The organism is Rhizobium sp. BK049 (assembly GCF_014193135.1).
GTDB lineage: Bacteria > Pseudomonadota > Alphaproteobacteria > Rhizobiales > Rhizobiaceae > Rhizobium.
This window is the reverse complement of record NZ_JACHYV010000024.1, coordinates 46091-71471: the sequence shown is the minus strand read 5'-3', so window position 1 is coordinate 71471 and position 25381 is coordinate 46091. Positions and strand designations below refer to the sequence as shown.

Annotated in this window: 25 protein-coding genes and 1 pseudogene; 14 read left to right on the top strand and 12 right to left on the bottom strand. The window is 62.7% G+C overall.

Annotated features, from left to right (window positions below; all coding sequences use genetic code 11):
• Nucleotides 1-39: 39 nt before the first annotated feature.
• The 6 genes from FHT70_RS22740 to repC all read left to right on the top strand — a co-directional run bounded on the left by FHT70_RS22740 (nucleotide 40) and on the right by repC (nucleotide 7297).
• Nucleotides 40-1278: an ROK family transcriptional regulator gene (locus FHT70_RS22740; RefSeq protein ID WP_097601242.1), complete on the top strand. Its 1239-nt coding sequence runs from the start codon at nucleotides 40-42 to the stop codon at nucleotides 1276-1278.
• 45 nt (nucleotides 1279-1323) lie between these two features.
• A complete protein-coding gene (locus tag FHT70_RS22735; RefSeq protein ID WP_183705086.1) occupies nucleotides 1324-2178 on the top strand; it encodes a sugar phosphate isomerase/epimerase in 855 nt (284 codons plus the stop codon).
• Nucleotides 2179-2200: 22 nt separating this feature from the next.
• Nucleotides 2201-3262 (top strand): sn-glycerol-3-phosphate ABC transporter ATP-binding protein UgpC, encoded by a 1062-nt coding sequence (ugpC, locus tag FHT70_RS22730; protein ID WP_183705022.1) that lies wholly within the window; start codon nucleotides 2201-2203, stop codon nucleotides 3260-3262.
• Nucleotides 3263-3502: 240 nt separating this feature from the next.
• Complete coding sequence (gene repA / locus FHT70_RS22725; protein WP_183705020.1) at nucleotides 3503-4711, top strand: plasmid partitioning protein RepA; 1209 nt, start codon at nucleotides 3503-3505, stop codon at nucleotides 4709-4711.
• 70 nt (nucleotides 4712-4781) lie between these two features.
• Nucleotides 4782-5756, top strand: a complete 975-nt coding sequence (gene repB / locus FHT70_RS22720) for a plasmid partitioning protein RepB (protein WP_183705018.1) — start codon at nucleotides 4782-4784, stop codon at nucleotides 5754-5756.
• A gap of 212 nt (nucleotides 5757-5968) precedes the next feature.
• On the top strand, nucleotides 5969-7297 hold the full coding sequence (gene repC / locus FHT70_RS22715) for a plasmid replication protein RepC (protein WP_183705016.1): 1329 nt from the start codon (nucleotides 5969-5971) through the stop codon (nucleotides 7295-7297).
• Here the strand turns inward: repC and FHT70_RS22710 are convergent.
• From FHT70_RS22710 to FHT70_RS22695, 4 genes are all read right to left on the bottom strand, one after another.
• The gene (locus FHT70_RS22710; protein ID WP_183705015.1) at nucleotides 7279-9084 is read right to left on the bottom strand and encodes a methyl-accepting chemotaxis protein; all 1806 of its coding nucleotides are present in this window, start codon (nucleotides 9082-9084) and stop codon (nucleotides 7279-7281) included. The genes repC and FHT70_RS22710 overlap by 19 nt on opposite strands.
• A gap of 8 nt (nucleotides 9085-9092) precedes the next feature.
• Nucleotides 9093-10076, bottom strand: a complete 984-nt coding sequence (locus FHT70_RS22705) for a cytochrome c peroxidase (RefSeq protein WP_183705014.1) — start codon at nucleotides 10074-10076, stop codon at nucleotides 9093-9095.
• 190 nt (nucleotides 10077-10266) lie between these two features.
• Nucleotides 10267-11481, bottom strand: a complete 1215-nt coding sequence (locus FHT70_RS22700) for an MFS transporter (protein WP_183705013.1) — start codon at nucleotides 11479-11481, stop codon at nucleotides 10267-10269.
• Between the two features lie 114 nt (nucleotides 11482-11595).
• Nucleotides 11596-12072, bottom strand: a complete 477-nt coding sequence (locus FHT70_RS22695; protein WP_183705012.1) for a ProQ/FINO family protein — start codon at nucleotides 12070-12072, stop codon at nucleotides 11596-11598.
• 252 nt (nucleotides 12073-12324) lie between these two features.
• On the opposite strand from FHT70_RS22695, the gene panC reads away from it, so the two are divergent.
• Together panC and panB are read left to right on the top strand one after the other, a co-directional pair.
• Nucleotides 12325-13248, top strand: coding sequence for a pantoate--beta-alanine ligase (panC, locus tag FHT70_RS22690; protein WP_183705011.1), 924 nt, complete (start codon nucleotides 12325-12327; stop codon nucleotides 13246-13248).
• Nucleotides 13245-14066, top strand: a complete 822-nt coding sequence (gene panB, locus FHT70_RS22685) for a 3-methyl-2-oxobutanoate hydroxymethyltransferase (RefSeq protein WP_183705009.1) — start codon at nucleotides 13245-13247, stop codon at nucleotides 14064-14066. Before panC ends, panB begins: the two co-directional genes overlap by 4 nt.
• Before the next feature lie 45 nt (nucleotides 14067-14111).
• On the opposite strand, the gene FHT70_RS22680 is transcribed toward panB, so the two are convergent.
• Nucleotides 14112-15026 carry a hydrogen peroxide-inducible genes activator gene (locus FHT70_RS22680; protein WP_183705007.1) on the bottom strand — a complete coding sequence of 305 codons (915 nt, stop codon included), beginning with the start codon at nucleotides 15024-15026 and terminating at the stop codon, nucleotides 14112-14114.
• Nucleotides 15027-15169: 143 nt separating this feature from the next.
• Between FHT70_RS22680 and katG the strand changes: the two genes are divergently transcribed.
• Complete coding sequence (gene katG / locus FHT70_RS22675; RefSeq protein WP_183705006.1) at nucleotides 15170-17356, top strand: catalase/peroxidase HPI; 2187 nt, start codon at nucleotides 15170-15172, stop codon at nucleotides 17354-17356.
• 548 nt (nucleotides 17357-17904) lie between these two features.
• Nucleotides 17905-18630 carry an SDR family oxidoreductase gene (locus FHT70_RS22670; protein WP_183705005.1) on the top strand — a complete coding sequence of 242 codons (726 nt, stop codon included), beginning with the start codon at nucleotides 17905-17907 and terminating at the stop codon, nucleotides 18628-18630.
• Nucleotides 18631-18725: 95 nt separating this feature from the next.
• Here the strand turns inward: FHT70_RS22670 and FHT70_RS22665 are convergent, their stop codons facing one another.
• From FHT70_RS22665 to FHT70_RS22655, 3 genes are all read right to left on the bottom strand, one after another.
• Nucleotides 18726-19136 carry a type II toxin-antitoxin system VapC family toxin gene (locus tag FHT70_RS22665; protein ID WP_183705004.1) on the bottom strand — a complete coding sequence of 137 codons (411 nt, stop codon included), beginning with the start codon at nucleotides 19134-19136 and terminating at the stop codon, nucleotides 18726-18728.
• The gene (gene vapB, locus FHT70_RS22660; protein ID WP_085781307.1) at nucleotides 19133-19393 is read right to left on the bottom strand and encodes a type II toxin-antitoxin system VapB family antitoxin; all 261 of its coding nucleotides are present in this window, start codon (nucleotides 19391-19393) and stop codon (nucleotides 19133-19135) included. Before vapB ends, FHT70_RS22665 begins: the two co-directional genes overlap by 4 nt.
• Nucleotides 19394-19468: 75 nt before the next feature.
• Nucleotides 19469-20026 carry a DUF3299 domain-containing protein gene (locus FHT70_RS22655; protein WP_183705003.1) on the bottom strand — a complete coding sequence of 186 codons (558 nt, stop codon included), beginning with the start codon at nucleotides 20024-20026 and terminating at the stop codon, nucleotides 19469-19471.
• 79 nt (nucleotides 20027-20105) lie between these two features.
• Here FHT70_RS22655 and FHT70_RS30740 point away from each other — a divergent pair.
• Nucleotides 20106-20254 (top strand): annotated as a pseudogene (locus tag FHT70_RS30740) (response regulator); the annotation flags it as partial.
• A 38-nt stretch (nucleotides 20255-20292) separates the two neighbouring features.
• On the opposite strand, the gene FHT70_RS22650 reads toward FHT70_RS30740, so the two are convergent.
• Together FHT70_RS22650 and FHT70_RS22645 are read right to left on the bottom strand one after the other, a co-directional pair.
• Complete coding sequence (locus tag FHT70_RS22650) at nucleotides 20293-20865, bottom strand: pyridoxamine 5'-phosphate oxidase family protein (RefSeq protein ID WP_183705002.1); 573 nt, start codon at nucleotides 20863-20865, stop codon at nucleotides 20293-20295.
• Between the two features lie 10 nt (nucleotides 20866-20875).
• Nucleotides 20876-21580: an SDR family oxidoreductase gene (locus FHT70_RS22645; protein ID WP_183705001.1), complete on the bottom strand. Its 705-nt coding sequence runs from the start codon at nucleotides 21578-21580 to the stop codon at nucleotides 20876-20878.
• A gap of 106 nt (nucleotides 21581-21686) precedes the next feature.
• On the opposite strand from FHT70_RS22645, the gene FHT70_RS22640 reads away from it, so the two are divergent.
• A complete protein-coding gene (locus FHT70_RS22640; protein WP_183705000.1) occupies nucleotides 21687-22562 on the top strand; it encodes a LysR substrate-binding domain-containing protein in 876 nt (291 codons plus the stop codon).
• 62 nt (nucleotides 22563-22624) lie between these two features.
• On the opposite strand, the gene FHT70_RS22635 is transcribed toward FHT70_RS22640, so the two are convergent.
• Entirely contained in the window at nucleotides 22625-23464 is an 840-nt protein-coding gene (locus FHT70_RS22635; RefSeq protein WP_183704999.1) for an oxidoreductase, read from the bottom strand.
• Between the two features lie 303 nt (nucleotides 23465-23767).
• Here FHT70_RS22635 and FHT70_RS22630 point away from each other — a divergent pair, with 303 nt between their 5' ends.
• Nucleotides 23768-24373 carry a TetR/AcrR family transcriptional regulator gene (locus tag FHT70_RS22630; RefSeq protein WP_183704998.1) on the top strand — a complete coding sequence of 202 codons (606 nt, stop codon included), beginning with the start codon at nucleotides 23768-23770 and terminating at the stop codon, nucleotides 24371-24373.
• 31 nt (nucleotides 24374-24404) lie between these two features.
• Here the strand turns inward: FHT70_RS22630 and FHT70_RS22625 are convergent, their stop codons facing one another.
• The gene (locus FHT70_RS22625; protein WP_183704997.1) at nucleotides 24405-24869 is read right to left on the bottom strand and encodes a nuclear transport factor 2 family protein; all 465 of its coding nucleotides are present in this window, start codon (nucleotides 24867-24869) and stop codon (nucleotides 24405-24407) included.
• Between the two features lie 137 nt (nucleotides 24870-25006).
• Here FHT70_RS22625 and FHT70_RS22620 point away from each other — a divergent pair, with 137 nt between their 5' ends.
• The gene (locus FHT70_RS22620) at nucleotides 25007-25378 is read left to right on the top strand and encodes a helix-turn-helix domain-containing protein (RefSeq protein ID WP_183704996.1); all 372 of its coding nucleotides are present in this window, start codon (nucleotides 25007-25009) and stop codon (nucleotides 25376-25378) included.
• The last annotated feature ends 3 nt before the right edge of the window (nucleotides 25379-25381 follow it).

Sequence of the window (25381 nt, the reverse complement as noted above, 5' to 3'; positions counted from 1 at the left end):
GTCTGCTTCACTCTCCACGCGCGCGGAAGGATTGAACGCATGAACCAGACACTCGGCGCTAGGCTCTCCCCCGATCTGACGGGCGCCAATGTCGAAGACGCGGGCGAGCACAACAGGGCCGTCGTGCTCCGCTGCATCCACCGCCAGGCGCCGATTTCGCGCGCCGAAATCGCCAGGCAGACGGGCTTCACCAAACCGGCGATCGCACGCATCGTCGACCGCCTGCTGGACGAGGGCCTGATCATGGAGGCCCGCCGCCGGCATGGGCTCAGAGGCCAGCCGGCAATCGAACTCGAAATCAATCCCGACGCCTATTACGCCATCGGCATCAACATCGACCGCGACCATCTGACGATCCTGGCGGTCGACGCCGTCGGCAATGTGCGCGCCCGCGTACACCACGAGAAACGCTTCATCCTGCCGGCGGAATTCATGCAACTGACATCAGATGCGATCTCGCATTTCCAGCGCAGCCGGCTGATCGACGATGCGCGCCTTGCCGGCATCGGCCTTGCCATGCCGGATTGGCTCGGCGAAATCTCGCTGCTCGGCAAGCCCGACGCCTATCAGGAATGGACTGATTTCGACGTGCGCGCCGCACTGGAGAGCCTGACGCCGCATCCCGTCTTCACCGAAAATGAGGCTAATGCCGCTGCCCTTGCCGAGCTCAACTACGGCCTCGGCGCGGAAAGCAGCAGCTTCTTCTATATCGCCGTCAATGCCTGCCCGGGCGGCGGCCTCGTTCTCGACGGCAACGGCCATCGCGGCGCCATGGGCCTCAGCGGCGAGATCGGCTGGCTTCCGATTGCCGACGGCCGCGACGGCGAGGCGCAGAAGGTCCAGCTTCTCGGGGAGATCTTCTCGCTGTTCTTCCTCTATGATTTCCTCGCCCGGCATGGGATCAAGGTGAGCGTGCCGCAGGATCTGCTGACCCTCGACGCGCGCGGCAAGCGCCTCGTTTCGCAATGGCTGAAGGAAATGAGCGCGCATCTCGCCGTCGCGGTCAAACATATCGCCATGATCGTCGATCCCGATGCCGTGCTCGTCGGCGGCCGGCTGCCGATCCGCATCGTCGATGAACTGCTGCGTTACGTGCACGAGCATCTCGACGCCGAGGACACGAACCTGCCCTCGCTGCATCGCGCCTCGATCGGCGAGGACGCCTCGGCCATGGGTGCGGCGGCCATGCCGATGGCGGCGGCCCTGATGCTCGCATCGGCCGATGTGGCGCAGCGCACGCGCTCGCCGCTGAAATTCATGGATCGGCTGAACAGTTGAAACGACCGCAAGGCCCCCGGATTTTGATGAGGATCGGAGGATATGGTGAAGATCGGCTTCTATACCTCGACATTCAATGACCGCCCGCTGGAGGAAGTGGTAGATTTCGCCGCGTCGGCGGGGTTCGAAGCGATCGAGATCGATGTCGGCGGCCACATCAAGACGCCCGACCGGGTGGAAGATGCCGTTACGCTGGCAAGAAGCCGCGGCCTCTTCGTCTCCTCGATCACTTTTTTCGGCAATCAGCTTGATGCCGATCGCGACAAGCGCCGGGAACTCCGGGCAAGGACCTCAGAATTTGCCGAAGCGATCGGCGGCGCCGGCGTTCCGATATTCGTGATCTTTCCCGGCCGTAACGATACGGCAAGCGACGAGGCCAATTATGACGACTTCGCCGACTTCGCGATTGGACTGATCGCGCAAACGCAGGCAAGCGGCCTCACCTTCGCGATCGAGAACTGGCCCGGACCTAGAGACAATTTCATCGGAACGACGCCTCGGGGATGGCAGGAACTTTTCCGCCGCATCGAGGACCGCCGCTTCGGCCTCGAATTCGACCCCTCGCACCTCATCCGCATCGGCGTCGATCCCTATCGGGCGCTGGAGGCGGTCAAGGACCGCATTGCCATTCTGCATGCCAAGGATACGGCGATCGACGCCGAGGCCCTGCAGGCACTCGGCTATCACGGCAAGGGCTGGTGGCAATACAAGTTGCCGGGGCTCGGTCTGCTCGACTGGCCGCGTTTCCTCAGGCAGGCCCGCGGCTACGGTTTTGACGGCACGCTGTCGATCGAGCACGAGGATGCCGCTTACGGCTGGCCGGGCAAGGACTTGGCCGCGCGCAAGGAGGGTGAGCGCCTCGGCCTCGATTTTCTCAAAAGTGTCTTGAACGGACTTTGACGGCGAATTCGGGAGGAGTTTCATGGCCCATGTTTCGGTCAGCAATGCGCGCAAGGACTACGGCGCGTTCAAAGCCATCAAAGGCGTGTCCGTCGATATCGGCGACGGCGAATTCGTCGTCCTGGTCGGCCCCTCCGGCTGCGGAAAATCGACGCTGCTCAGAATGATCGCCGGCCTGGAGGGCATCACCTCGGGCAAGATCCAGATCGGCAAGCACATCGTCAACGAGCTTGCGCCCAAAGACCGCGACATCGCCATGGTGTTCCAGAACTACGCGCTCTATCCGCATATGACGGTGGCGAAGAACATGGGCTTCTCGCTGCGGATGAAGCGCATGCCGAGATCGGAGATCGATCAGCGCGTCGGCAATGCGGCGAAGATCCTCGGGCTGGAAAACCTGCTGGAGCGTTATCCGAAGCAACTTTCGGGTGGCCAGCGTCAGCGCGTCGCCATGGGCCGGGCGATCGTGCGCGATCCAGCCGTCTTCCTGTTCGACGAGCCTTTGTCGAACCTCGATGCCAAGCTTCGGGTGCAGATGCGCTCGGAGATCAAGGAACTGCATCAGCGGCTGCAGACGACGACAATCTACGTGACCCACGACCAGATCGAAGCCATGACCATGGCCGACAAGATCGTTGTCATGAAGGACGGGCTGATCGAGCAATCGGGCTCGCCGCTCGAACTCTATGACCGCCCGAACAATCTGTTCGTCGCCGGTTTCATCGGCTCGCCGGCAATGAATTTCATCAAGGGCAGCATGAGCGAAGACGGGTTCAGGACCGTGGACGGGCTGCTGCTGCCGAGCGAACGCCGGCCGAAGGATGCCGTGACCTACGGCATTCGCCCCGAACATATCATGCTCGAACCCAACGGCATCGAAGTGACGACCGTCGTCGTCGAGCCCACAGGCTCGGAAACACTCGTGCTCGTGCGGCTCGGAGGGCAGACGCTGACCTGCGTCTTCCGCGAGCGGATCCGGGCCGCCCCCGGCGACGTGTTGAGGATCGCCCCCGGCCACGACACCGTTCACCTCTTCGGCGCCGACGAGCAGCGCATCACTACAGGCGAAGCGCCATTGAGTTAAGCCCGCCGAATGCCCCCTCCCCTTCGGCCGGGCGCCGCCGGGGGCGCGTTATCAGCGCCCCCGGCCCAAAATCCCCGGTCGTCCGGACATCACGCAGAGATCCGGCAAGCGCTTGGACGAGCATCGAAAAGGTTAATATGCGTTAACCTTAAATTTCTTGGCCGGTATCGGAGAATCGCGGATAATAACGGTTACAGGGGCTTTTGATCCCGAAAACCGTTATCCGAAAGATTGCTGCCGATGAACGCTAATTCGAACGCCGTGAAGGCCGCGCCGCTCTATTTCGAGGATCAGATTCTCGAGCACGGCGACGTGATTTCGAAGAAGCTGCATCTCCTAAGCGTGCAGCGCTTTCCGCCGAACGCGAAGAAGACGCTGCGCAGCTTTTCTCTTGCCGAGGTCGCCAGTTATGTCGGGGCCTCGCAGAGCACGCTGAAGAAACTGCATCTCGAGGGCAAAGGCCCGCGCCCGCAGACCTCGCCTTCTGGGCGGCGCTCCTACAGCGCCGAGCAGATGCTGGAGCTGAGGCGCTATCTCGATGCGCATGGCCGCTCCGAAAGCCGCATGTATGTGCCCCACCGCCGCGCTCATGAGAAGCTGCAGGTCATCGCCGTCGTCAACTTCAAGGGCGGCTCGGGCAAGACGACGACGGCTGCCCATCTTGCCCAGCATCTTGCCCTGACCGGCCACCGCGTGCTTGCCGTCGATCTCGATCCGCAGGCCTCGCTCTCCTCCCTGCACGGCTTCCAGCCGGAGTTCGACCAGGCCGCCTCGCTCTATGAAGCGATCCGCTATGACGGCGAGAAGAAGCCACTCTCCGAGATCATCCACAAGACGAATTTTCCCGGTCTCGACATCGTGCCAGCCAATCTCGACCTGCAGGAATATGAATACGATACGCCGCTTGCCATGGCCGACAAATCGACCAATGACGGCAAGACCTTCTTCACCCGCATCTCTCGCGCGCTTGCCGAGGTCGACGATCGTTACGACGTCGTCGTCATCGATTGCCCGCCGCAGCTCGGCTACCTCACGCTGACGGCGCTGACAGCCGCGACCAGCGTTTTGATCACTATCCATCCACAAATGCTCGACGTCATGTCGATGGGCCAGTTCCTTCTGATGCTCGGCGGCATCCTGAAGCCGATCCGCGCCGCCGGCGCCGAAGTGAACCTCTCCTGGTATCGCTATCTCATCACCCGCTTTGAGCCGACCGACGTGCCGCAGGCGCAGATGGTCGGCTTCATGTCGACGATGTTCCACGAATTCATGCTGAAGAATCAGATGGTCAAATCCACCGCGATCTCGGATGCCGGGATCACCAAGCAAACGCTTTACGAGGTCGAGCGCGCCTCGATGAACCGGGGAACCTATGATCGCGCGCTTGAGGCGATGGACGCGGTCAACGCGGAGATCGCCGGCCTCATTCACCAGGCATGGGGGCGGTAAATTTGTCGGCTGACAAATTCGCCGTTTCCGTGAAGCAAATCAATGCAATGACCGCAATCGGAGGACGCTGATGGCACGAAAGAACCTGCTGGAAGGACTGGCCGATATGCCTGATGAAAACGCAGGCGCGCCGAACTACCCGATGCGCGGGGCAGGCCGGTCGCTCGTCCGCTCGCTGGATGAGCTTGCCAAGCAGGCGGAAAAATTCCTGGAGGGCGAGGCGGTGGTCGATCTCGACCCCGATCTCGTCGAAGCCTCCTTCATCAAGGACCGGCTGTCCGAGGATGACGAGGACTTCCAAGCGCTCGTCGAAGCGATCCGCGCGCGCGGACAGGACACGCCGATCCTGGTGCGTCCCCACGCCAGGATCGACGGACGTTATCAGGTGGTCTTTGGTCACCGGCGGCTGCGCGTCGCCCGCGAACTCGGCCGCAATGTCCGTGCCGTCGTCAAGGTGATCGACGACCGGACCCACGTGATCGCCCAGGGGCAGGAGAATTCGGCACGCGCCGACCTCACCTTCATCGAACGAGCGCTCTTCGCCCGGCGGCTGGAGGAGCTCGGCTACGACAGGGAGGTCATCTCGACAGCCCTTGCCGCCAATGCGGCTTCGGTCTCGAAGATGATGTCGGTGATGGATCGCATCTCGCCGGAGGTCGTCCAGGCAATCGGACCGGCACCCGGCGTCGGCCGCGAGCGCTGGGTGGAGCTGTCGCTGCTCGCCGGCAAATCCGCCAATGCGGCAAACGTCGCCAATGTCCTGCAGGACGACAACTTTCATCAGCTACCTTCCGACAAACGTTTTGAAGCGCTCTACACGGCACTGAACAAAAGCGCGCGACCGGTCAAGAAAACCGTCGCTGCGAAGAAGGTCAAATGGCAGCCGCGGGACAAGGCAGTCCAGGCGGAAATGAAGAATGACGGCAAGGCGTTCTCGCTCTCGATGAAGGCGAGAAATGCCGGCCGCTTCGGAGAATTTCTCTCCTGTAGGCTGGATGCGCTCTACGAGCAATTCCTCGCCGAGGAGGGCAAACAAGGAGACTGAAACCGCAAAAGAAAAAGGCCCCCAAACGAACGAGTCGTGGAAGCCCTTCTCACATCCTTAAGCAAGACAGAGAATCGCATTTTCACGAATCCCAGTCAAGAGTCCTGCAGCGCCTCGGCGTCTTTTCAGACGCGCAAATGACGCTGCGGCACTTTTCCTCCTCGCATCGTTTCGGTGAGCGGATTTCTTTTGCCTGATGAGAGGTGAAGGAAATGGAGAGTGACTATGTGACGACGCCCTTCGGGCGGCGGCCGATGACACTTGCCTTGCTGCTGAAACAGCGGCGTGGCGAGGCGATCGCGGCCGGAACGACGCGCAACAAATGGAAGCTGTTCCGATCGGTCTGCGAGGCGCGGGCAGGGCTCGACGTGACCGACCGGGCGCTGACGGTGCTTGATGCGCTGCTGAGTTTTTATCCCGAGGATGAACTCTCCAGCGACAAACCGCTGGTGGTCTTTCCCTCGAACGCGCAGCTTTCGCTCAGAGCCCGCGGCATGGCCGCCGCCACCTTGCGCCGGCATCTTGCCCTGCTGGTGGAAGCCGGCCTCATCTCCCGCAAGGACAGCCCGAACGGCAAGCGTTATGTGCGCCGCAGCCGGGAAGGCGGGATCGACGAGGCCTACGGCTTCAGCCTCGCCCCGCTTCTCGCCCGCGCCGGCGAAATCGAGGTGATGGCGGCGCGCATCGCGGCCGACCGGCAGATGCTGCGTGGTCTGAAGGAGCGGCTGACGATCCGCCGGCGCGACATCGCCAAGCTGATTTCCGCAGCCGTCGAGGAAGCGGTTGCGGGAGATTGGGAGCGCGTGTCCTCAATGTTCCATTCTATCCTGCAGCGGATTCCGCGAGCCGCGACGATCGAAAATCTCACGCCCGTCCTCAAAGACCTTGAGACAATCCGCACAGATATTGTCAACCTGTTGGAGCTGCACGAGAAAACGCAGATGGCGAGCACCAGTGAATCCCAGATTGAGCGCCACATACAGAATTCTCACACCGAATCCCTATCTGAATCTGAACCGCGCTTGGAAACGGGGACGACGCCGGCGGGGCAGGCCGACCGGGATCAGCAACCGGGCACGAGTCCGCACGATGATGGGCCGAAAGCGCAAACAGGCGGCAGGGAGGGATCGCGCCTCGCCGTTCGGCCAAGGGCAGGCGAACTTCAGTCCTTCCCGCTCGCCACTGTTCTCCAGGCCTGCCCCGACATCATGGACTACGGCCCGGGCGGCAAGGTCGGCAGCTGGCGGGATCTTATGACGGCGGCTGTCGTCATACGTTCGATGCTGGCCGTAAGCCCCTCGGCCTATGAGGCGGCGTCAGGCGTGATGGGACCGGAAAATGCCGCTACCGTCATGGCCTGCATCCTGCAACGGGGAGGGTGCATCAACTCCGCCGGAGGCTATCTCAGGGACCTGACGCGACGCACCGAACGGGGTGAATTTGCGCTCGGCCCGATGCTGATGGCGCTGCTGCGGGCGAAAAGCCCTGGTGTTAGCCTGACCGGAACGTGCCCGCGCTTACATCACGCAGCGTCGCGATAGCTCCGCGTGCGGGACTCCGCTCCGCCCAGTTCGAACTGGGTGACCAGTTCGCGCAGCCGTTCGGCTTCGCTGGCCAGTGTCATGCTGGCGGCGGTGGTTTCCTCGACCATGGCGGCGTTCTGCTGGGTGACCTGGTCGAGCTGGCCCATGGCCGAATTGACTTCCGAGAGACTGGTCGCCTGGTCACGCGCCGAGGCGGCGAGCGTTTCCATGCGCTGGTTGATATCGACGATGAAACGCCCGATGTCGCTAAGCGCCGCGCCGGTGTGGTTGACCAGTTCGACGCCGCTCGCGACCTTGGCGGATGCCCGCCCGATCAGCTCCTTGATCTCCCGGGCGGCCTGGGCCGAGCGCTGCGCAAGCTCGCGCACTTCCTGGGCAACGACGGCAAAACCCTTGCCGGCCTCGCCGGCGCGTGCAGCTTCGACGCCGGCGTTGAGCGCCAGCAGGTTGGTCTGGAAGGCGATCCGGTCTATGACGCCGATGATATTGTTGATCTGCCTCGAGGATTCCTCGATCTGGCTCATGGCGTCGACGGTCTGGGCCACCACCTTGCCGGAGGCGATGGCGCTGCGATTGGCGTTGTCGGCAACGTTGCGCGCCTCTTCGGCGATCTTGAAGGCTTCGGTCACCTTGGCCGTGACGGCGTCGAGCGCAGCGGCGGTCTCCTCGAGCGTCGCTGCCTGCCGTTCGGTGCGGCCGGAAAGTTCGCTGGAACCATTGTTGATCTCGCGGGTACCCGAATTGATGATCGACACGCTTTTTGAAACCGAAATCAGCGTGCCGCCGAGCTGCTCCACCGACGCATTGAAATCGTGCCGCAGCGGCTCGAATTCCGGCGCGAACCGATCCGAGAGCTGAAAGGCGAGATCGCCCTCGGCAAGCCGTTTCAGGCCGGCGGCGAGGCCCGAGGTCGCAGTCTTCAGCCGTGCTGCAGCGCCGCGCTCCGCCTGCTCCTGGTCGGCCAGCCGGTTTGCTTCGGCCAGACGCCGGCTTTCCTCGGCCTGGCTTTCCAGCCGGATCCGGGCGATGGCGTTTTGGCGGAAGACCTCGACTGAGCCCGCCATCAGGCCGATCTCGTCGCCGCGCCCGGCATATGGGATCGCCTTATCAGTCTCGCCGGCTGCGAGTTCCTGCATGGATCGGGTGATGCGCTGGATCGGACGCGACACATGTCGGGCGATGGCAATGAGAATGCCGAGGCCGATGATGGCGGCAAGGACCGCGAGCGCCAGCTCAGTTTCAATCTTCGTTTCAAGGGCCTTGCCGGCCTCGGCGACGCTCTCGGTCGCGATGCTGTCGACGATGGCGTTGACGGCGGTGATGCCGATCAGGATCGCCTGCTGCGAACGCGCCAGCTTCTCGGCCGTCGGCACTTCGTCTGCCTGCTGGAGGCCGAGGCTCACCTTGACGTCCTTTTCCCAGGCGCCATGCGCCTCGCGAAGCGAGCGCACGCCCTCGGTCAGGGATGTGGCGAGATCGACGCGGCTAAGCTCGTCGAGCGATCGCGAAAGCGCGCCGTTGCTTTCCTCGAATGCCGCCTTGACCTCGGCTGCCGGCACGAAATTCGTCATCGCGAGCACCTGGTCGACCACCGATGTCGCCTGCCGGAACTGCTGCTCGATATGGGCCGAGGCGAGCTTGGCATTCACCGCCTCCTGCACCACAGCGGCGACCCGAGCCTGGCCGGTGATAGCCTGGTTGCCGATCAGGAAGGCGCTGCCGAATCCCACGACGATCGTCGCCACCATGGGGACGAGGATCTGCATGCGTATGGAGAGTTTCATGGTGCACCTTAGTTTGGCAACGTCGGCAGGGGAATGTCCTGCTTTTCGGCGGTCAGAGTTCCCAAAAAGGCGATCAGATCGTCGCGCTCCTGGTCGGTCAGCAGGAAGGGCATCATGGCGGGGTCCTGCGAGGGGCGGCCGACGCCGCCGCTTTCGTAATGGGCGATGACCCCCTCCATGCTCTTCAGGCTGCCGTCATGCATATAAGGGCCGCGATAGAGCGTGTTGCGCAGGCCCGGCGTCTTGAAGGCATGCTGATTGTTCGGGCTGCTCGGATCAATCTTGAAGCGGCCTATATCCTCATCCGGCAGGCCGATGTCATGAAACTTGTTGTCCGTGAAATTCCAGCCCGAGTGGCAGGCGGAGCAGCCGGCGCTGCCGGTGAAGACCTCGAAGCCGCGCTTGGCGCTGTCGGAGACCGCCTTCTCGTCGCCATCCACCCAGCGATCGAAGGGCGACCAGTTGGAAACCACTGTCCGCTCATAGGTGGCGATCGCCGTTAGGATCGTCTCCCTTGTGATCCCTTTATCGGGGAAGACCTCGCCGAACCACGCCTTGTAATCGGGAATGTTCTGCATTTCGGCGACAGCGGTTTCGAGCTTGCCGTTCATCTCGGCGGCTGCGGTAATGGGGCCCGCTGCCTGCTCCTCCAGGTCCTTCGCGCGGCCGTCCCAGAAGAAGGGTGAGACCCAGGCGACGTTCAGGACTGTCGGCGCCTGGCGGGCGAGTGCGGTATTGGCCGCGCCGATCGGTGTCTTCACCGGCGTCTCGAAGCCGAAGGAAGAATTATGACAGCTGGCGCAGGTCATGTTCTTGTTGCCGGAAAGCCGGGGATCGAAGAACAGCATCTTGCCGAGCGTCGCGAGTTGCGGAGAATAGGGCGTCACCTTCTGGAAAGGCACCGTCAGAGGGCGCTTGTAGGCGGAAAGATCGGCCGCCGCGGACTGGGCTGCGACCATTGCGAAGAGGGAAGCTGCAACCAGAAAACGCATCGTTTTAGCACGTCCAGCGGTGTTTAATAGCTGATGCTTAAATTAGAGTAATTGCGTTAAATCTCTGTGAAGAGTGAAATATATGAGTAAAGTCGAAAAGTTTTAACTACCTGACGTTGCAAGAGAAATAGTCTAACCCTGAGAACACACTAGCAAGTTATGCTTCGCAGCATATCGAGCGCAATATTCTTCAAGACTTCTGCATCATGGGTGCTTTCACGACGAGGAGGGCAGCGCCGGCGAGCGCCGCGAAGGCCGCGCCGGCGGCGAAGGTGATGGCCGGTCCCGCCGCTTCCCACAAGGCCCCGGCCACCACACTGGCGAGCAGTAGCGCAACCCCCGAGACGAGGTTGAAGGCGCCGAACGCGGTGCCGCGCAGATCGGCAGGTGCCGTGTCGGCGACGAGCGCCGCAAAGACGCCCTGCGTGGAGCCCATGTGCAGACCCCACAACAGCACACCGAGACCGAGGCCGATAAAGCCTGGGACGAAGGCGAGGACGAGATCGGCCGCGATCAGCAGGCCGATGCCGATCAAAAGCAGCGTCACCCTGTCGAACCGATCCGCCAGGATGCCGACCGGATAGGCCGACAGGGCATAGACGAGGTTCATGCCGATAAGGACGAGCGGCGCCAGCATGACCGGCAGGCCGAGCCGCTCGGTATCGAGGAGCAGAAAGGCCTCGCTGAAACGAGCCAGCGTGAAAATCGCCGCCACTAACGTGACGAGCCAATAGGCGGTGGGAAGGCGGAGCAGGTCCTGCTTGCGCAAGGGAATGCGCACGCTCTTGCTTGCCGTCACCTGCGAAGGCTCCTTGACGAACATCAGGACGATGCCGACCGATACGAAGGCCGGGATGACCGCGATCCAGAAGACGGTGGCGAACTGGTCTGAAGTCCACCACATCAGGATCAGGGCAAGAGCCGGCCCGAGAAAGGCGCCGACGGTATCGAGCGATTGACGCAGCCCGAAGCTAGCGCCGCGAATTTCCGGCGCTGTTATGTCGGCGATCAGCGCATCGCGCGGCGCACCGCGGATGCCCTTGCCAACGCGGTCGATGAAGCGCGCCGCCACCAGCCAATCGATCGTCGGCGCCAGCGGAAAGACCGGCTTGGTCAGCGCCGCCATGCCGTAGCCGGCAAGCACCAGCAGCTTGCGCCGGCCGAACCAGTCGCTGATCGCGCCTGAAAAGACCTTGGTGATGGCGGCGGTCGCCTCCGCGATGCCTTCGATGACGCCGACCGAAAGAGCCGACGCCCCGAGTACCGTGACCATATAGACCGGCAGGAGGCCATGGATCATCTCGGAGGAGACGTCCATAAACAGAGAGACGAAGCCCAGTGCCCACACGCCACCGGGGATGGCACGGGACGGTTTGCGGCCCTTGGTGGTGATGTCAGTCGTCATCCGCGAATCCTCCAGGCGGGCCGTCGTCAAACCGTCGCAGCATTCTTATGCAGCAAAGACCCGTGCGCCATGAAAATGCCCAGGGTGTCACCGGAGGAAGAGCAACTGTTGGCCCTATCGGGCGGCGTTCCTCTTGCCGAGAAGGGCGGCCCGGATCTGCTCGCTTTTGCTGATGCCGGGAGGGGGAATCACCACAGGCGCCGGCTCCGGCTCCTCGGCCTTGGCGGTGCTATGCTTGAGGCTCAGGAAACGCTTCTGCGCGACCAGCCGGTCTTCCTCCGACAGCAGCTCAACGGGCTCGCCGTCGAGATTATGGCGCATGGAGTCGGGCTGGGCGCTGGCGAAATAATAGCGCCGGCAATGGACATAGGCAGCGGTCGCGCGCCGGAGCGTCGTCACGCCGGCATCGGGCTTTAAGAGCGGGCGAAGCTCGTTGAAGAGGCCGACGGCGAAGGGGAGAACTGGATCACCGGGCTTGGCCGGAAGCACGCCGACCGGCCGGATCAACAGCGAGTTGATCGCGTTTGCCTTCTCAACATCGAGCTCGGTCGCCGCTATCGGCCCGCGGCTGATCTTCCAGGGTTTGTCCATGTAAACTCCATAACGGCCGACTGTGATGGTATCTTGACGGAAAGGGTAGATAGAGGCGCAGTTCGCACATTGCTAGCCCTGCGCTAGCGCTGCGGCAAGCCGGGTGTGAGATACGATTTGCGAGCTGACCGGGCCAGCCTGATCCGCCGGCCATGCATCTAATCGTTTTTTGTCCGGAAGTGCATTGACCTCGGGCTTCGATTACATTTCTTATCCGCGCCCAAGATGAGTGACCGGCCGCGGGGAGGATGTATGCGGGTTTTCTCGAATATTGAAGAGCTGCGCCACACGCTCGATGCGCTGAAGCGGCAGGGGCGCACCGTCGGCCTTGTTCCAACCATGGGCTATCTCCACGCCGGACATCTCAAGCTCGTCACGCGCGCCCGGGCCGAAAACGACATCGTCGTCGTCTCGATCTTCGTCAATCCGCTGCAGTTCGGCCCGGGCGAAGACCTCGGCAAATATCCGCGCGATCTCGAGCGCGATGGCGCCATGCTCAAGCAGGCCGGCGTGAATTTCCTCTTCGCGCCGGGCGTCGAGGATATGTATCCCCGCCCGATGAAGACGGTGGTCGACGTTCCCGATCTCGGCCGCGAACTCGAAGGCGCAGTCAGGCCCGGCCATTTTGCCGGAGTCGCCACCGTCGTCACCAAGCTTTTCAACATTGTCCAGCCGCAAACTGCCTATTTCGGGGAGAAGGACTACCAGCAGGTCGTCATCATCAAGCGCATGGTGGAAGATCTCGCCGTGCCGGTGCGGGTGATCTCTGTGCCGACCGTGCGCGACAGCGACGGCCTCGCCTTGTCGTCGCGCAATGTCTATCTCAGCCCCGATGAGCGGCGCGCGGCGGTGATCGTTCCGCAGGCGCTCGATGAGGCCGAGCGGCTCATCGCCGAAGGCATCACCGATGCGCAAGAACTTGAGGCGAAACTCACCGCCTTCATTGGCCGCGAGCCTCTGGCAAAACCCGAAGTCGTCGCCGTCAGGGATGCAGAAACACTGGCGCCGGTCGCTTCGCTCGAAGGCGCCATCGTCGTGGCGCTCTTCGTGAGGATCGGCACGACGCGGCTTCTCGACAACAGAGTTGTCGGAGACAACAGCAGCCCGGCGAGCGGGAACAGAATGATCCGGGACAACCGAATGAGCGGTCAGCCGGGAAAGGGAGTGACGAAATGAGCGCCACCGGATCTCAGAAGCGCCTGACGCCGACGCGAATCGCAGCCATGAAGGGCGGTAAGCCGATCGTCTGCCTCACCGCCTATACGACGCCGATGGCGCGCCTCCTCGACGAGCATTGCGACCTGCTTTTGGTCGGGGATTCGCTCGGCATGGTGCTCTACGGCATGGAGACCACGATCGGCGTGACGCTGGACATGATGATCGCCCATGGGAAGGCCGTGATGCGCGGCGTCGCCAATGCCTGCGTCGTCGTCGACATGCCCTTCGGCAGCTATCAGGAATCGAAGGAAATCGCCTTCCGCAACGCCGTGCGCATCATGCAGGAAACCGGCTGCGACGCCGTCAAGCTCGAAGGCGGCGAGGAGATGGCCGAAACCATCGCCTTCCTGACGAAGCGGGGCATTCCCGTGCTCGGCCACATCGGCCTGATGCCGCAGCTCGTCCACACCGCCGGCGGCTATCGCTCCGTCGGCCATTCCGAACACGAAACCTCGAAGATCCGCCGCGACGCGCATGCGATCGGCGGCTCGGGCGCCTTCGCCGTCGTCGTCGAGGGCACGGTGGAGCCGCTCGCCCGCGAGATGACGACTTCAATCCACATACCGACAATCGGCATCGGCGCCTCTTCCGCCTGCGACGGCCAGATCCTGGTCTCCGACGACATTCTCGGCCTCTTCAACGATTTCAGGCCGCGTTTCGTCAAGCGCTACGACGAACTCGGCAAGAGGGTCGCGGACGCTGCCGCCTCTTATGCCGAGGAGGTGCGCGCGCGCAAATTTCCGGCAGCCGAGCATACGTTCAAGCGCCGCAGTTGAGGTGAGGGGCGGGGTCTTAGATGCTGAGATGACGGCCAAGGTCCGTCACGTGAGCGCATCCTGCGCGCGCATCGTCTCAGCCGAGCGGCGCACCGCCTCGGCGACTTCCTGCAGCTGCTTGGCCATGGGCGTCGAATTGCGCCAGATCATGCCGATCGTCCGCGACGGCTGCGGCGCGGGGAAGCGGGAGATCGAGACTTGGGCCGAGCGCGTTTCGACCGGAACGGCCATCTCAGGGATCAGGGTGACGCCGATGCCGGCGCCGACCATCTGGACGAGGGTGGAGAGCGAGCTGCCTTCCATGATCTCCCGCGGGCGGGCCGGGCCGATCTTGCAGAAGGACAGCGCCTGGTCGCGGAAGCAGTGGCCCTCTTCGAGCAGCAGCAGCCGCATTTCGCGCAAAGCTTCGCGCTCTGGCACCGGCTTGTCTCCATCCTCCTGCCGCCTGACCAGCACGAATTCTTCCTTGAAAAGCTCGAGTTCGGTGAGCGAGGGCTCCGACACCGGCAGCGCGACGATCGCCATGTCAAGCTGGCCCTGTGTCAATTCCTGAACCAGCCTGCCCGTCTGTGTCTCGCGCACCTCGATCTGAATTCCGGCGAAGCTTTTGTTGAGATCGTTTATAATTGCCGGGAGCAGGTAGGGTGCGATCGTCGGGATGATGCCGATGCGCAGACGCGTGAGGAAGGATTCATGCGAGGCTCGGGCAAACTCCCCCAATTCGTCGACGGCGCGCAGGATGTCTCGGACCCTCAGCGCGAAGCTCTGGCCGAACGGGGTAAGCTTCACCTCGCGCGCGCTGCGCTCGAAGAGCTCGCCGCCCAATTCTTGCTCGAGTTCTTTGATCTGCATGGAGAGCGCCGGCTGGGAGATGGCGCAGGCGTCGGCGGCGCGGCGGAAGCGGCCATCCCGCGCCAGGGCTTCAAAATAGCGTAGCTGTTTCAGGGTAAGATTCTTCATAACCTCAGCTTATCGCGACAATCAGTAAATCCAACTTAAAATTATTGAACGCTTCCGATATGAAGACTGCAGGGAGAGAGTGGGGCGTCAGCTCGGCTCATCTTTTTGAACCGCCGACCGATCAAGCAATGAAGGAGACGATCATGGACAATCCCACTGACAGCACAGGTAAATGTCCTGTAGCTCATGGCAATACGCCGCGCGGCAGAGCCAACCGCGACTGGTGGCCGAACCAGCTGAACGTGCAGATTCTTCATCACAATTCCGGCCGTGCCGACCCGATGGGCAGGGACTTCGACTATGCCGAGGAGTTCAAGAAGCTCGATCTGGACGCGCTGAAGAAGGATCTTCACGCGCTGATGACGGATTCGCAGGACTGGTGGCCGGCCGACTTCGGCCATTACGGCGGCCTGTTCATCCGCATGGCCTGGCACAGCGCCGGCACCTATCGCATCACCGACGGCCGCGGCGGCGCCGGCCAGGGCCAGCAGCGTTTCGCACCGCTGAACTCCTGGCCTGACAATGCCAACCTCGACAAGGCTCGCCGGCTGCTCTGGCCGATCAAGCAGAAATACGGCAACCGCATCTCCTGGGCCGACCTCTTGATCCTCACCGGCAACGTTGCGCTCGAATCCATGGGCTTCAAGACCTTCGGCTTCGCCGGCGGCCGCGCCGACGTCTGGGAGCCCGAGGAGCTCTATTGGGGCCCTGAGGGCACCTGGCTCGGCGATGAGCGCTACAGCGGCGAACGCCAGCTGGCAGAGCCGCTCGGCGCCGTGCAGATGGGCCTCATCTACGTCAACCCGGAAGGCCCGAACGGCAATCCCGACCCGGTCGCTGCGGCCCGAGACATCCGTGAAACCTTCGCTCGCATGGCAATGAACGACGAGGAAACCGTGGCATTGATCGCCGGCGGCCACACTTTCGGCAAGACCCATGGCGCAGGCGACCCGTCCTTTATCGGCGCCGAGCCGGAAGGCGGCGCGATCGAAGACCAGGGCCTTGGTTGGAAGAGCACGTTCGGCACCGGCGTCGGCAAGGACGCGATCACTGCCGGCCTCGAAGTCACCTGGTCGCAGACGCCGACCAGGTGGAGCAACTATTTCTTCGAGAACCTCTTTGCCCACGAGTGGGAGCTGACGAAGAGCCCGGCCGGCGCGCATCAGTGGCGGGCCAAGAACGCCGAAGCCACCATCCCGGACGCCTATGAGGCGGGCAAGAAGCATGTGCCGACCATGCTGACCACCGATTTGTCGCTGCGCTTCGATCCGATCTACGAGAAGATCTCGCGGCGGTTTCTCGAAAATCCCGGTGAGTTCGCCGACGCTTTCGCCCGCGCGTGGTTCAAGCTGACCCACCGCGACATGGGACCGAAGGTGCGCTACCTCGGCCCTGAAGTTCCGGCCGAAGACCTGATCTGGCAGGACGTGATCCCGGCGGTCGACCATCCGCTTGTCGACGATCAGGACATTGCCGAACTGAAGGCAAAGGTTCTCGCAACCGGCCTTTCCGTACAGGAACTCGTCTCAACCGCCTGGGCGTCGGCCTCGACCTTCCGCGGCTCCGACAAGCGGGGCGGCGCCAATGGCGCGCGCATCCGCCTGGCTCCGCAGAAGGACTGGGAAGCCAACCAGCCGGCGCAGCTCGCCAAGGTGCTCGGTGTTCTCGAAGGCATCCAGAAGGACTTCAACGCAGCCCAGACGGGGGCTAAGAAGATCTCGCTCGCCGATCTGATCGTGCTTGCCGGTGCTGCCGGCGTCGAAAAGGCCGCGGCAGCGGGCGGCAACGCCGTCAGCGTGCCCTTCACGCCGGGCCGCATGGACGCGTCCGAAGCCCAGACCGACGCGCATTCCTTCGCGCCGCTCGAGCCCCGCATCGACGGCTTCCGCAACTATGTGAACGACAAGCGCCATCAGTTCATGAAGCCGGAAGAAGCGCTCGTCGACCGCGCCCAGCTTTTGACGCTGACCGGGCCTGAGATGACCGTCCTCGTCGGCGGCCTGCGCGTGTTGAAGGCAGGCAATCCCGAGCACGGCGTCTTCACCTCGCGCCCCGAGACACTGACGAACGACTTCTTCGTCAACCTGCTCGACATGGCCACGCAGTGGGTTCCGGCCGCCGGCAAGGACGGCGTCTATGAAGGCCGCGACCGCAAGACGGGTGCGCCTAAGTGGACCGGTACCCGCGTCGACCTGATCTTCGGCTCGCACTCGCAGCTGCGCGCCTTCGCCGAAGTCTACGGCCAGGCCGACGCCAAGCAGAAGTTCGTCAAGGACTTCGTCGCCGCCTGGAACAAGGTCATGAACGCCGACCGCTTCGACCTCGTCTGATCGGTTCAGCGAGTTTTGCCCGGGCGCGGCTTTCGGCCGCGCCCGTTTTTTTTGTGAATGTCCTGGGGCGGCTACAACCGTCCAAGCTTCCGATCCTCGCCGCACGTGATGGTTGGTGGGGCGCGGGCACCACCTATCCTTCCCTCATCCCTGTGACCTCAGGCTTAGCCCGAGGGATGTCACAGGGATCCAGCGCGCCCAAGTCCTTGGGCGCAGGAAACTCCCTTGTTTTCAAAATAGTCATTCAGCGCGCGGACGCGCGGTGGCTGGATTCCTGTGACAGGCACAGGAATGAGGAGTGTGGGGTGGGCCTCCGGCCACTTTTCCGCAGCCGTTTTCATTTTTACTCGGCGTCGTCTTCGGCCTTGTGCCGAGGATCTGCTGCCCTATCGACCGGAAGCAAGTGCTCGGGACGAGCCCGAGCATGACGGAAGAGAGTTCAGAGGCACCACCGCCCAATCGCCCAGATCATCCCCGCCACGCCGCGAACTTCTAGCCATGACCGACCCCGCATGCGATAGATGATCGACACATTTGGAGGAGTGGATATGAACGGTTTGCAAGGTAAAGTCGCGGCCATTACTGGAGCTGCCTCGGGCATTGGATTGGCGACGACCGAGGCGATCATCGCGGCGGGCGGCACGGTCGTGATGATCGATCGGGACGAGGCGGCGCTGAGTGCGGCCTGCGGCAGGCTCGGCGAGAGGGCGATCGCGCTGCCGCTCGACCTTCTGAAACCCGAGGATTGCGCCGGCCTGCTGGACGGCATTCTCTCGAAGGCCGGCCAGCTCGACATCTTCCATGCCAATGCCGGCACCTATATTGGCGGGGATCTGGCGGATGCCGACCTCGATGCGATCGACCGCATGCTCAATCTGAACGTCAACGTGGTCATCAAGAACGTCCGGACGGTCATGCCGCACATGATCGAGAGAGGGACGGGAGACATCATCGTCACCAGTTCGGTCGCGGGCCATGCCCCGGTCCCGTGGGAGCCGGTCTATTCGCCTTCGAAATGGGCGATGCATTGCTTCGTCCAGACCATGCGGCGGCAGCTCCTCAAGAACGGCATCCGCGTCGGATCCGTCTCGCCCGGCCCTGTCAGCAGCGCTCTGCTGAAAGACTGGCCTGCGGAAAACCTGCGCAAGGCAAAAGAGGCGGGCGCGCTGATCGAACCCCGCGACGTCGCCGAAGCCGTGCTCTTCATGCTGACCCGGCCGCGCAACGTGACGATCCGCGACGTGGTGATCCTGCCGAGCGCCTTCGACATCTGATGTGAGTGAAGGCAGGGTGGATTCCTCTCCGTATAAACCGGCTGCGTGAAGAGGCGGATAGTGCGTGCCGAAACGCCGGCTGAAGCTCTCCGGGGCTACCGCCCGGTCGTCCAATCCTCGACGCGCAGGCCATCCACGCGCCGGAACTCCTCGAAGTTGTTCGTAATAAGAACAAGATCCCGCGTCTTCGCCTGCGCGGCTATCAGCACATCATAAGGACCGATCGGTGTTCCCTTTGCCGCCAACGCCGCGCGGATCTCTCCAGCGGCCAGCGCATCCTCGCGCTCGAAACCGACGGTCGGGAAATCCGCCATGAACAGGCGCAGGGTTTCGAGATTGTAGGAAATTTTCGCGCTCTTGTAGGCGCCGTAATAGAGCTCGTGCATGACGATGCTCGACAGGCCGATCGATCCCTCGTCGCTGTCCATGACGTGGGCGAGCAGCATGTCGGACTTCCGGCCGATCAGAGCGATCACCGCATTGGTATCGATGAGATGAGTGATCACTTGAACAAGTCCTGAAGGCCAGTTCTCTCCTGATCTTCTGGCTGCTCACGTCCCTCCGCCATGAAATCGTCGCTGAGGCCGCGCTCCAGGGCGCTGCGCAACGAGGCCCAGCGGCCGCCGTGATCGGTCCGCGGCCGCAGAATGATCGCATCGCCTTCCCGTGTCACTTCCACCTGATCGACGTCGAAGCGAAACTCCTTCGGCAGCCGGACGGCCTGCGAATTGCCGGATTGAAAGACGCGCGCATATTGCGGCATAGAGAACGCTCCACAGATCGTATATATAGTTATGTATATACGCGGCTGGCGGCACTCGTGCAAGAAGTCGTTCCGTTAGCGAGGCAGGATGCCGAAAGGCGAGAGCGTCAGCAGATCGGGATCATCGCTCGCCGTCGCTTTCGCCACTTGGGCATGGCTCATGCTGTAGCCGTAGGAAAGGACGCGGACGCCGTCGATCATGAAGAACTGCGCCTGGTCCAAGCCGGGCCGCAGGCTGCCCGTTACGGTGACGGTCTCGTACATTCTTTCGAGGTGCAGAGGCTCCTGCGGAACGACGCGGACCAGCTGATTGGGCGGAGGGGAGGGCATGTGGCTGCAGGCTCCGGCCCAGGGGACCAGCATGAATTCGTAGACGAGATCACCATCCTGGTCGACCGGCAGCACGAAGCCCGTCAATTCTACGGGCTGGCCTTCGTCATGCCAGGCAAGCGTTTCGCCCTGCGGGCCGCTGACCGTCTTGCCCGACAGCGGCATTGTCGCCTTGGCCTGTTCGGCCGGGCGCAAAGCGCTCCAGAAGATGGGCTGGGCTGCGGCAAAGGCATCGGAAACCGGCGGTGCGGAAGCAAATGCCAGCACCCCGAACATCAGGCGAAACAGTCTGTGCTTCATCATCGCGTCTCCCGTGGCGGCCGTTTCGGCGACCTGCCGCTGCCGCGGAGGGTACTCCTGATTTCGCTCGGCCGTCCATCCGCTTTCCCTCGGCGCAAAGGATTCCCTGACCAAGCCCTTCGAGGCGATCGATGCGGTGCTGCGCATCTTCAACCTGCTCGAAACTCGCATCCTGACGCTGGAACTCACGGGCTGGCGACGCCGAAATCGGACCGCCCGGGGACGATTGATCGCCTCCGCTCAACGTCCGAAAGCGGGCCGATTTCAGGTCAGGGATTGACCCAGCGGCAAGAAGAGAGGGCGCCGGCTTCGTCATAACAGAACAGCGCGCGTCGATTGTCCTGCTTCCGCAGCTGGAACCAATCCAGCGTCCAGGCCCGGAAGATCAAGACGCCAAAGCGCGTCTTTCCCTCGGCCTCATCCGCAGGCTCTGCCGCGTCGATCGTTTCGAAGGCGCGTTCGTCCCCGGGCGGGCCGCCCGCATAGGTCATCCGCGTCCGCGCGGGCAGCCTGCCCCACGCGGCATTAGCACCTGCGCTTCCCGGCCCATGAAGCTCGACCGCCCCTTGAAGCCGAAGCTGCAGCCGGCTCTCGGCGCTAAAGCCGAGGATCGTGACGCGGGGATTGACTAAAAGTTCCAGCCATTTGGAGCTGCGCGTATCCGTATGAAATTCGAGACACCGCGCCAACCTATCGGCCGCACGCAGCACGACCATGCGCGCCTGCGGCTTCGCCTCGGTATCGATGGAGCAGAGGCTCACATAGCGGAAACCCGACTGCGGATCCGCCGCAGCCGTTTCCAGCTCCGCCCATGCCGAGGCATCGATGTCAGTCAGATCCACCGGCAGTCGCTCAGACGGAACGGGCGATGCCGCCGTCGACGCGGATGTTCTGGCCGGTGATGTAGCCCGCACCTTCCGACAGGAGGAAGGCGATGGTGGCGGCGATTTCATCGCTCGTGCCGTAGCGGCCCATCGGAACGCTGTCCCGCCGCTCGTCGGTCGCGGGCAGGCTGTCGATCCAGCCGGGCAGGACGTTGTTCATGCGGATGTTCTTGGCCGCATAGGTATCGGCGAAGATTTTGGTGAAGCTTGCCAGTCCCGCCCGGGCGACCGCAGAGGTCGGGAACATCGGCGAAGGCTCGAAGGCCCATGCCGTCGAAATGTTAACGATCGCACCGCCGCGCTGGGCTTCCATGATCGGCGTTACCAGACGGGTCGGCCGCACGGCGCTGAGGAAATAGACCTCCATGCCCTTGTGCCAGTCCTCGTCTGAAATTTCGAGGATCGGCGCACGCGGGCCGTGACCGGCGGAATTGACCAGCGCGTCGATCCGCCCCCATCGCTCCATCGCCAGATCGACGAGCCGCTTCAGGTCGTCGTTCGACTGGTTCGAGCCGGTGACGCCGACGCCGCCGAGCTCATTTGCCAGCGCCTCTCCCTTGCCGGAGGAAGAGAGAACAGCGACGCGATAGCCGTCCGCGGCGAGCCTCCTGGCGGCCGCCGCCCCCATGCCGGACCCGCCGGCGGTGATGAGAGCGACTTTTCCTTCAGACATTGAAACCTCCGATAGCTGATTTTGCGCAGCATTATGACAGATGCCTTCGGGACTTTCGCGCGAGAAAGAAAGCTGCCAGACTGTAGAAAATCTACTGGATATGCCGATGAACCCATCCCGTCGCACGCTGCCGCCCCTGAATGCCCTGCGCGCCTTCGAGGCCTCCGGCCGCAGGCTGAATTTCCGCGCCGCCGCCGAAGAATTGGGCGTCACGCAGGGCGCGGTCGCGCAGCAGGTTCGCGCGCTGGAGGATCAGCTCGGCCTCAGGCTGTTCCAACGCCTTGCCCGCGGCCTTGCGCTCACTGCCTATGGCACGGCCTATCTGGCGGACGTGACCCGCGCCTTCGATACGCTTGCCGAAGCGACCGCGCGGCTTCTCGACCGGCCGGAAATGGTAACGATCACCGCCACCCCCACGGTCGCCACCAGGCTGTTGATCCCGCGGCTCGCCGAGCTCTACGCGGCCCTTCCCGACATCGATCTGAGGACGGTCGCCACCGAGGCGCTTGCCGATTTCGACCGCGACCAAGTAGACATCGCGGTGCGCCTCACCCGCCCGCCTTTTCCGGCAAACCTGCAGGCGCAACTGCTGTTTCGCCAGGAACTTGTGGCGGTCGCAAGCCCGCATCTGGTCAAGGGCCTGACCTTGCCCTTAAGCGGCGAACAGCTTCGCAAACTGCCGCTTCTGCATGACTCGCACGATCACTGGCCGGTATTCCTGCGCACGCGCGGGAAGCTGCCCGGCGCGGCCTTCAACCATACGACCCTGGCGCTCGACGCCGCACTTGCCGGCCGGGGCGTCGTGCTCGCCTGCCGGGCTTTCGTCATGGCCGATCTCGAGGCCGGACGGCTGGTGCAGGTGACTGATGCGACGGCGACCATTGGACCCGATTACTACCTCGTACGCAAGCGCTCGTCATCGCCGCGAAAGGCTGTGGACGCGGTCTGGGACTGGTGTGCGACGCAGTTGCCGCTCTCCTGAAGCGCCGCGTCGGCCGGTTAAGAGTGGCTCGCTGCTGCTCTTTCTGCCGCTCTTTCTGCCGCTCAGACCATCGACGTGATGATGCGATCGAACATCCGGTCGCTGAGCCAGCGGCGCAGCCACAGGACCGGGCCTGCCATGTAGCCGGTATGATACCGTGTCTTCGGCCTGGCTGCGGTGATGGCTTTCAGAATGGTGGCCGCCACGACGGCGGGGTCCGACAGCCGTGAGCCGGAATAGATTTCATGCATGCTGGCCGCGGCCTTGTTGGCCCCCTTGGCATAGGCGCCGCTGCCTGACGTCTTCTTCAGATTGTCGGCGGCGATATGCCCCCATTCCGTTTTGATGCCGCCCGGCTCGACGATGACGACGTCTATCCCGAAAGGTTTGGTTTCCAGGCGAAGCGTATCCGACCAGCCTTCGAGCGCATGCTTCGTCGCATGATACCAGCCGCCGAACGGCGTGTAGATCTTGCCGCCGATCGAGGTGATGTTGACGATCTTTCCGAACTTGTTCTCGCGCATTTTGGGGAGCACGAGTTGCGTCAGCCGGGCAAGCCCGAAGAGGTTGACCTCGAACTGCCGGCGGCCTTCGTCGACCGGGACATCCTCGATCGCCCCGTAGGAGCCGTAACCGGCATTGTTGATGAGAATATCGATCGAGCCGCGTTCCGCCACGATCCGCTCGACCGCAGCCACGATCTCCTCGTCCTTGGTGAGATCCAGCGGCACGGCGACGGCGCCGCGCTGCGCGAGTTCCTGCATCTGCTCGACGCGGCGCGCGGCGACGTAGACCCGGTAACCCTCCTGCAGCAGTTTCTGGGTCGTGGCATTGCCGATGCCGGACGAGGCTCCGGTGATCAAAGCGGTTTTTTTCTTGGCGGTATTGGATGAGATAGCCATGACAGCACCTTCAGTTGATGGAATGGGGTCGGCGGGCCACGTCGGACTGACGGCCTCGCCAGTCGGTTAGTTTTGGAAGTCGGTGGAGAAGGCTCCGGGTTTGCCCGGTGTCGCCGTTACGCAATCTCCGCGGGAGCAAACCCGGATGAGCTGCCAGCCAAAGGCGGACGATGTGTCTGTGATAAGCCAGTTCTTCGACATCGCAGTTCTTTGCATCCTATTTTGAACAGTGTTAAGATGCACATATAGACGTCAATTTGAACGCTGTATAGATGTACGTACGAAAAATTTTGGAGCGCTGGAGTGTCTGAAAAGCGGGGCTATCATCACGGGGAGCTGAGGAAGGCGCTGATCACCGCCACCGACGACATCCTTAGAGAAAACGGCATAGAGGGGTTCTCATTGCGTGATGCCGCGAGACGAGCCGGCGTGTCGCCGGGAGCGCCCGCGCACCATTTCGGCAGCGCATCGGGCCTGCTGACCGAAGTGGCGATTCTGGGCTATGAGGAGCTGGCCCGCTATCTCGGTGAGGCAGTGGATGACGGAACGCCGGCCGGAAGGATGCGCGCCCTGGCCGCGGCCTATGTCGCCTTCGCGCTCGACCATCCCGGCCGGTTCCGTCTGATGTTCCGCAAGGATCTCGTCAATCGCACCAACCCCGTTTACGAAGAAACGAGCAAACGGGCTCTTTGGCCTTTCGCCGAAGCCATCGCGCGGGTCAACGGCACGACTTTGGAGGCACTATTGGAAGCGCGGAACCTCGCCCCGATCTTTGCCGCCTGGTCCACCGCCCACGGCATCGCCTATCTCGCACTCGAAGACAAGATGCACTTCGCGCTCCAGGGCAACTACGATGAGGACTTTCGTAAAAGGCTCCTGCCGGAAATACTGAAAGCTCAATGGGCATAACATGGGCCGGCGGGAGCCGGCCCCATCGACTTCAAAACATCGTGTTCTTGTTGGCCGCCTCTTTCGGAACGGCCTGAATCACGTCCCAATGCTCGACGATCTTGCCGTCCTTGACGCGGAAGATATCGACGATGGCCTGGCCGCGATCGTCGGCGCCGTTCGTCGCGTGCACATGCAGCCAGACGAGATCGCCATCGGCGGCACTGCGGACGATCTCCGCCTTCGATTGGGCATTGTCCTTGAAGAAGCCGGTGAAGAAGGAAATCAGCGGCTGCTTGCCGTCGGGAACCTGCGGATTGTGCTGCCGGTAATCCTCCGCAACGACCGAGGCGGCCGTTAGATCGTGCTTGTTGAAGAATTTGTCGTAAAATCCCACCACCAGCTTCCGGTTGGCTTCCTCGACCTTCAAGTCGCGAGCGGCCGATTCAGCAGAAGCGCCCGAAGGCGCGGCGATGCCTGCCAGAATGGCGAGCGCGAAAAGCGATTGAAATTTCATGCATCAAGCTCCTTGGTATGGATCAGCGATCTAGTCTAAAAGACAGACTATGAGAGCTGGTCTATGAAACCTCACCTTGCCCGGCAAGAAGGCAGGTTTTGGTGGCAAGGTCAGCCTGCGGTGACCGAGGAGAGGGCATGCCTGGGGAATGGAACGAGCCGAAACAACAGCCTGGAGCCGGCTGCCCGATCAGAGGTGTGCTCGATCGCATCGGTGATCAATGGAGCCTGCTCACCCTCGAAGCGCTTGAACAAGAAAAGAAACGCTTCAACGAGCTGCAGCGCGAGATCGGCGACGTTTCGAAACAGATGCTCTCCAAGACATTGCGGCATCTGAAACGGGACGGCTTCATCAGCCGCACGGTCTATCCTGAGGTTCCGCCGCGGGTGGAATATGAACTGACGGAGATGGGGCGCTCATTCCTGATCCCGATGAAAGTGCTGATCGGCTGGGCGGACCGGAACCATTCGGAAATCCTGAGGGCGCGGGAGCGGAATGAGACAGGTTAGAAT

Excerpts from the sequence above, each read along its gene's own strand:
- panB (WP_183705009.1), top strand. The coding sequence starts at position 13,245 with ATGAGCGCCACCGGATCTCAGAAGCGCCTGACGCCGACGCGAATCGCA.
- FHT70_RS22625 (WP_183704997.1), bottom strand. The coding sequence starts at position 24,869 with ATGAAATTTCAATCGCTTTTCGCGCTCGCCATTCTGGCAGGCATCGCC.
- FHT70_RS22620 (WP_183704996.1), top strand. The coding sequence starts at position 25,007 with ATGCCTGGGGAATGGAACGAGCCGAAACAACAGCCTGGAGCCGGCTGC.
- repB (WP_183705018.1), top strand. The coding sequence starts at position 4,782 with ATGGCACGAAAGAACCTGCTGGAAGGACTGGCCGATATGCCTGATGAA.
- FHT70_RS22645 (WP_183705001.1), bottom strand. The coding sequence starts at position 21,580 with ATGTCTGAAGGAAAAGTCGCTCTCATCACCGCCGGCGGGTCCGGCATG.
- FHT70_RS22655 (WP_183705003.1), bottom strand. The coding sequence starts at position 20,026 with ATGATGAAGCACAGACTGTTTCGCCTGATGTTCGGGGTGCTGGCATTT.
- FHT70_RS22635 (WP_183704999.1), bottom strand. The coding sequence starts at position 23,464 with ATGGCTATCTCATCCAATACCGCCAAGAAAAAAACCGCTTTGATCACC.
- FHT70_RS22640 (WP_183705000.1), top strand. The coding sequence starts at position 21,687 with ATGAACCCATCCCGTCGCACGCTGCCGCCCCTGAATGCCCTGCGCGCC.
- FHT70_RS22695 (WP_183705012.1), bottom strand. The coding sequence starts at position 12,072 with ATGGACAAACCCTGGAAGATCAGCCGCGGGCCGATAGCGGCGACCGAG.
- FHT70_RS22700 (WP_183705013.1), bottom strand. The coding sequence starts at position 11,481 with ATGACGACTGACATCACCACCAAGGGCCGCAAACCGTCCCGTGCCATC.
- katG (WP_183705006.1), top strand. The coding sequence starts at position 15,170 with ATGGACAATCCCACTGACAGCACAGGTAAATGTCCTGTAGCTCATGGC.
- FHT70_RS22705 (WP_183705014.1), bottom strand. The coding sequence starts at position 10,076 with ATGCGTTTTCTGGTTGCAGCTTCCCTCTTCGCAATGGTCGCAGCCCAG.
- repA (WP_183705020.1), top strand. The coding sequence starts at position 3,503 with ATGAACGCTAATTCGAACGCCGTGAAGGCCGCGCCGCTCTATTTCGAG.
- FHT70_RS22680 (WP_183705007.1), bottom strand. The coding sequence starts at position 15,026 with ATGAAGAATCTTACCCTGAAACAGCTACGCTATTTTGAAGCCCTGGCG.
- repC (WP_183705016.1), top strand. The coding sequence starts at position 5,969 with ATGGAGAGTGACTATGTGACGACGCCCTTCGGGCGGCGGCCGATGACA.
- FHT70_RS22670 (WP_183705005.1), top strand. The coding sequence starts at position 17,905 with ATGAACGGTTTGCAAGGTAAAGTCGCGGCCATTACTGGAGCTGCCTCG.
- vapB (WP_085781307.1), bottom strand. The coding sequence starts at position 19,393 with ATGCCGCAATATGCGCGCGTCTTTCAATCCGGCAATTCGCAGGCCGTC.
- FHT70_RS22740 (WP_097601242.1), top strand. The coding sequence starts at position 40 with ATGAACCAGACACTCGGCGCTAGGCTCTCCCCCGATCTGACGGGCGCC.
- ugpC (WP_183705022.1), top strand. The coding sequence starts at position 2,201 with ATGGCCCATGTTTCGGTCAGCAATGCGCGCAAGGACTACGGCGCGTTC.
- panC (WP_183705011.1), top strand. The coding sequence starts at position 12,325 with ATGCGGGTTTTCTCGAATATTGAAGAGCTGCGCCACACGCTCGATGCG.
- FHT70_RS22710 (WP_183705015.1), bottom strand. The coding sequence starts at position 9,084 with ATGAAACTCTCCATACGCATGCAGATCCTCGTCCCCATGGTGGCGACG.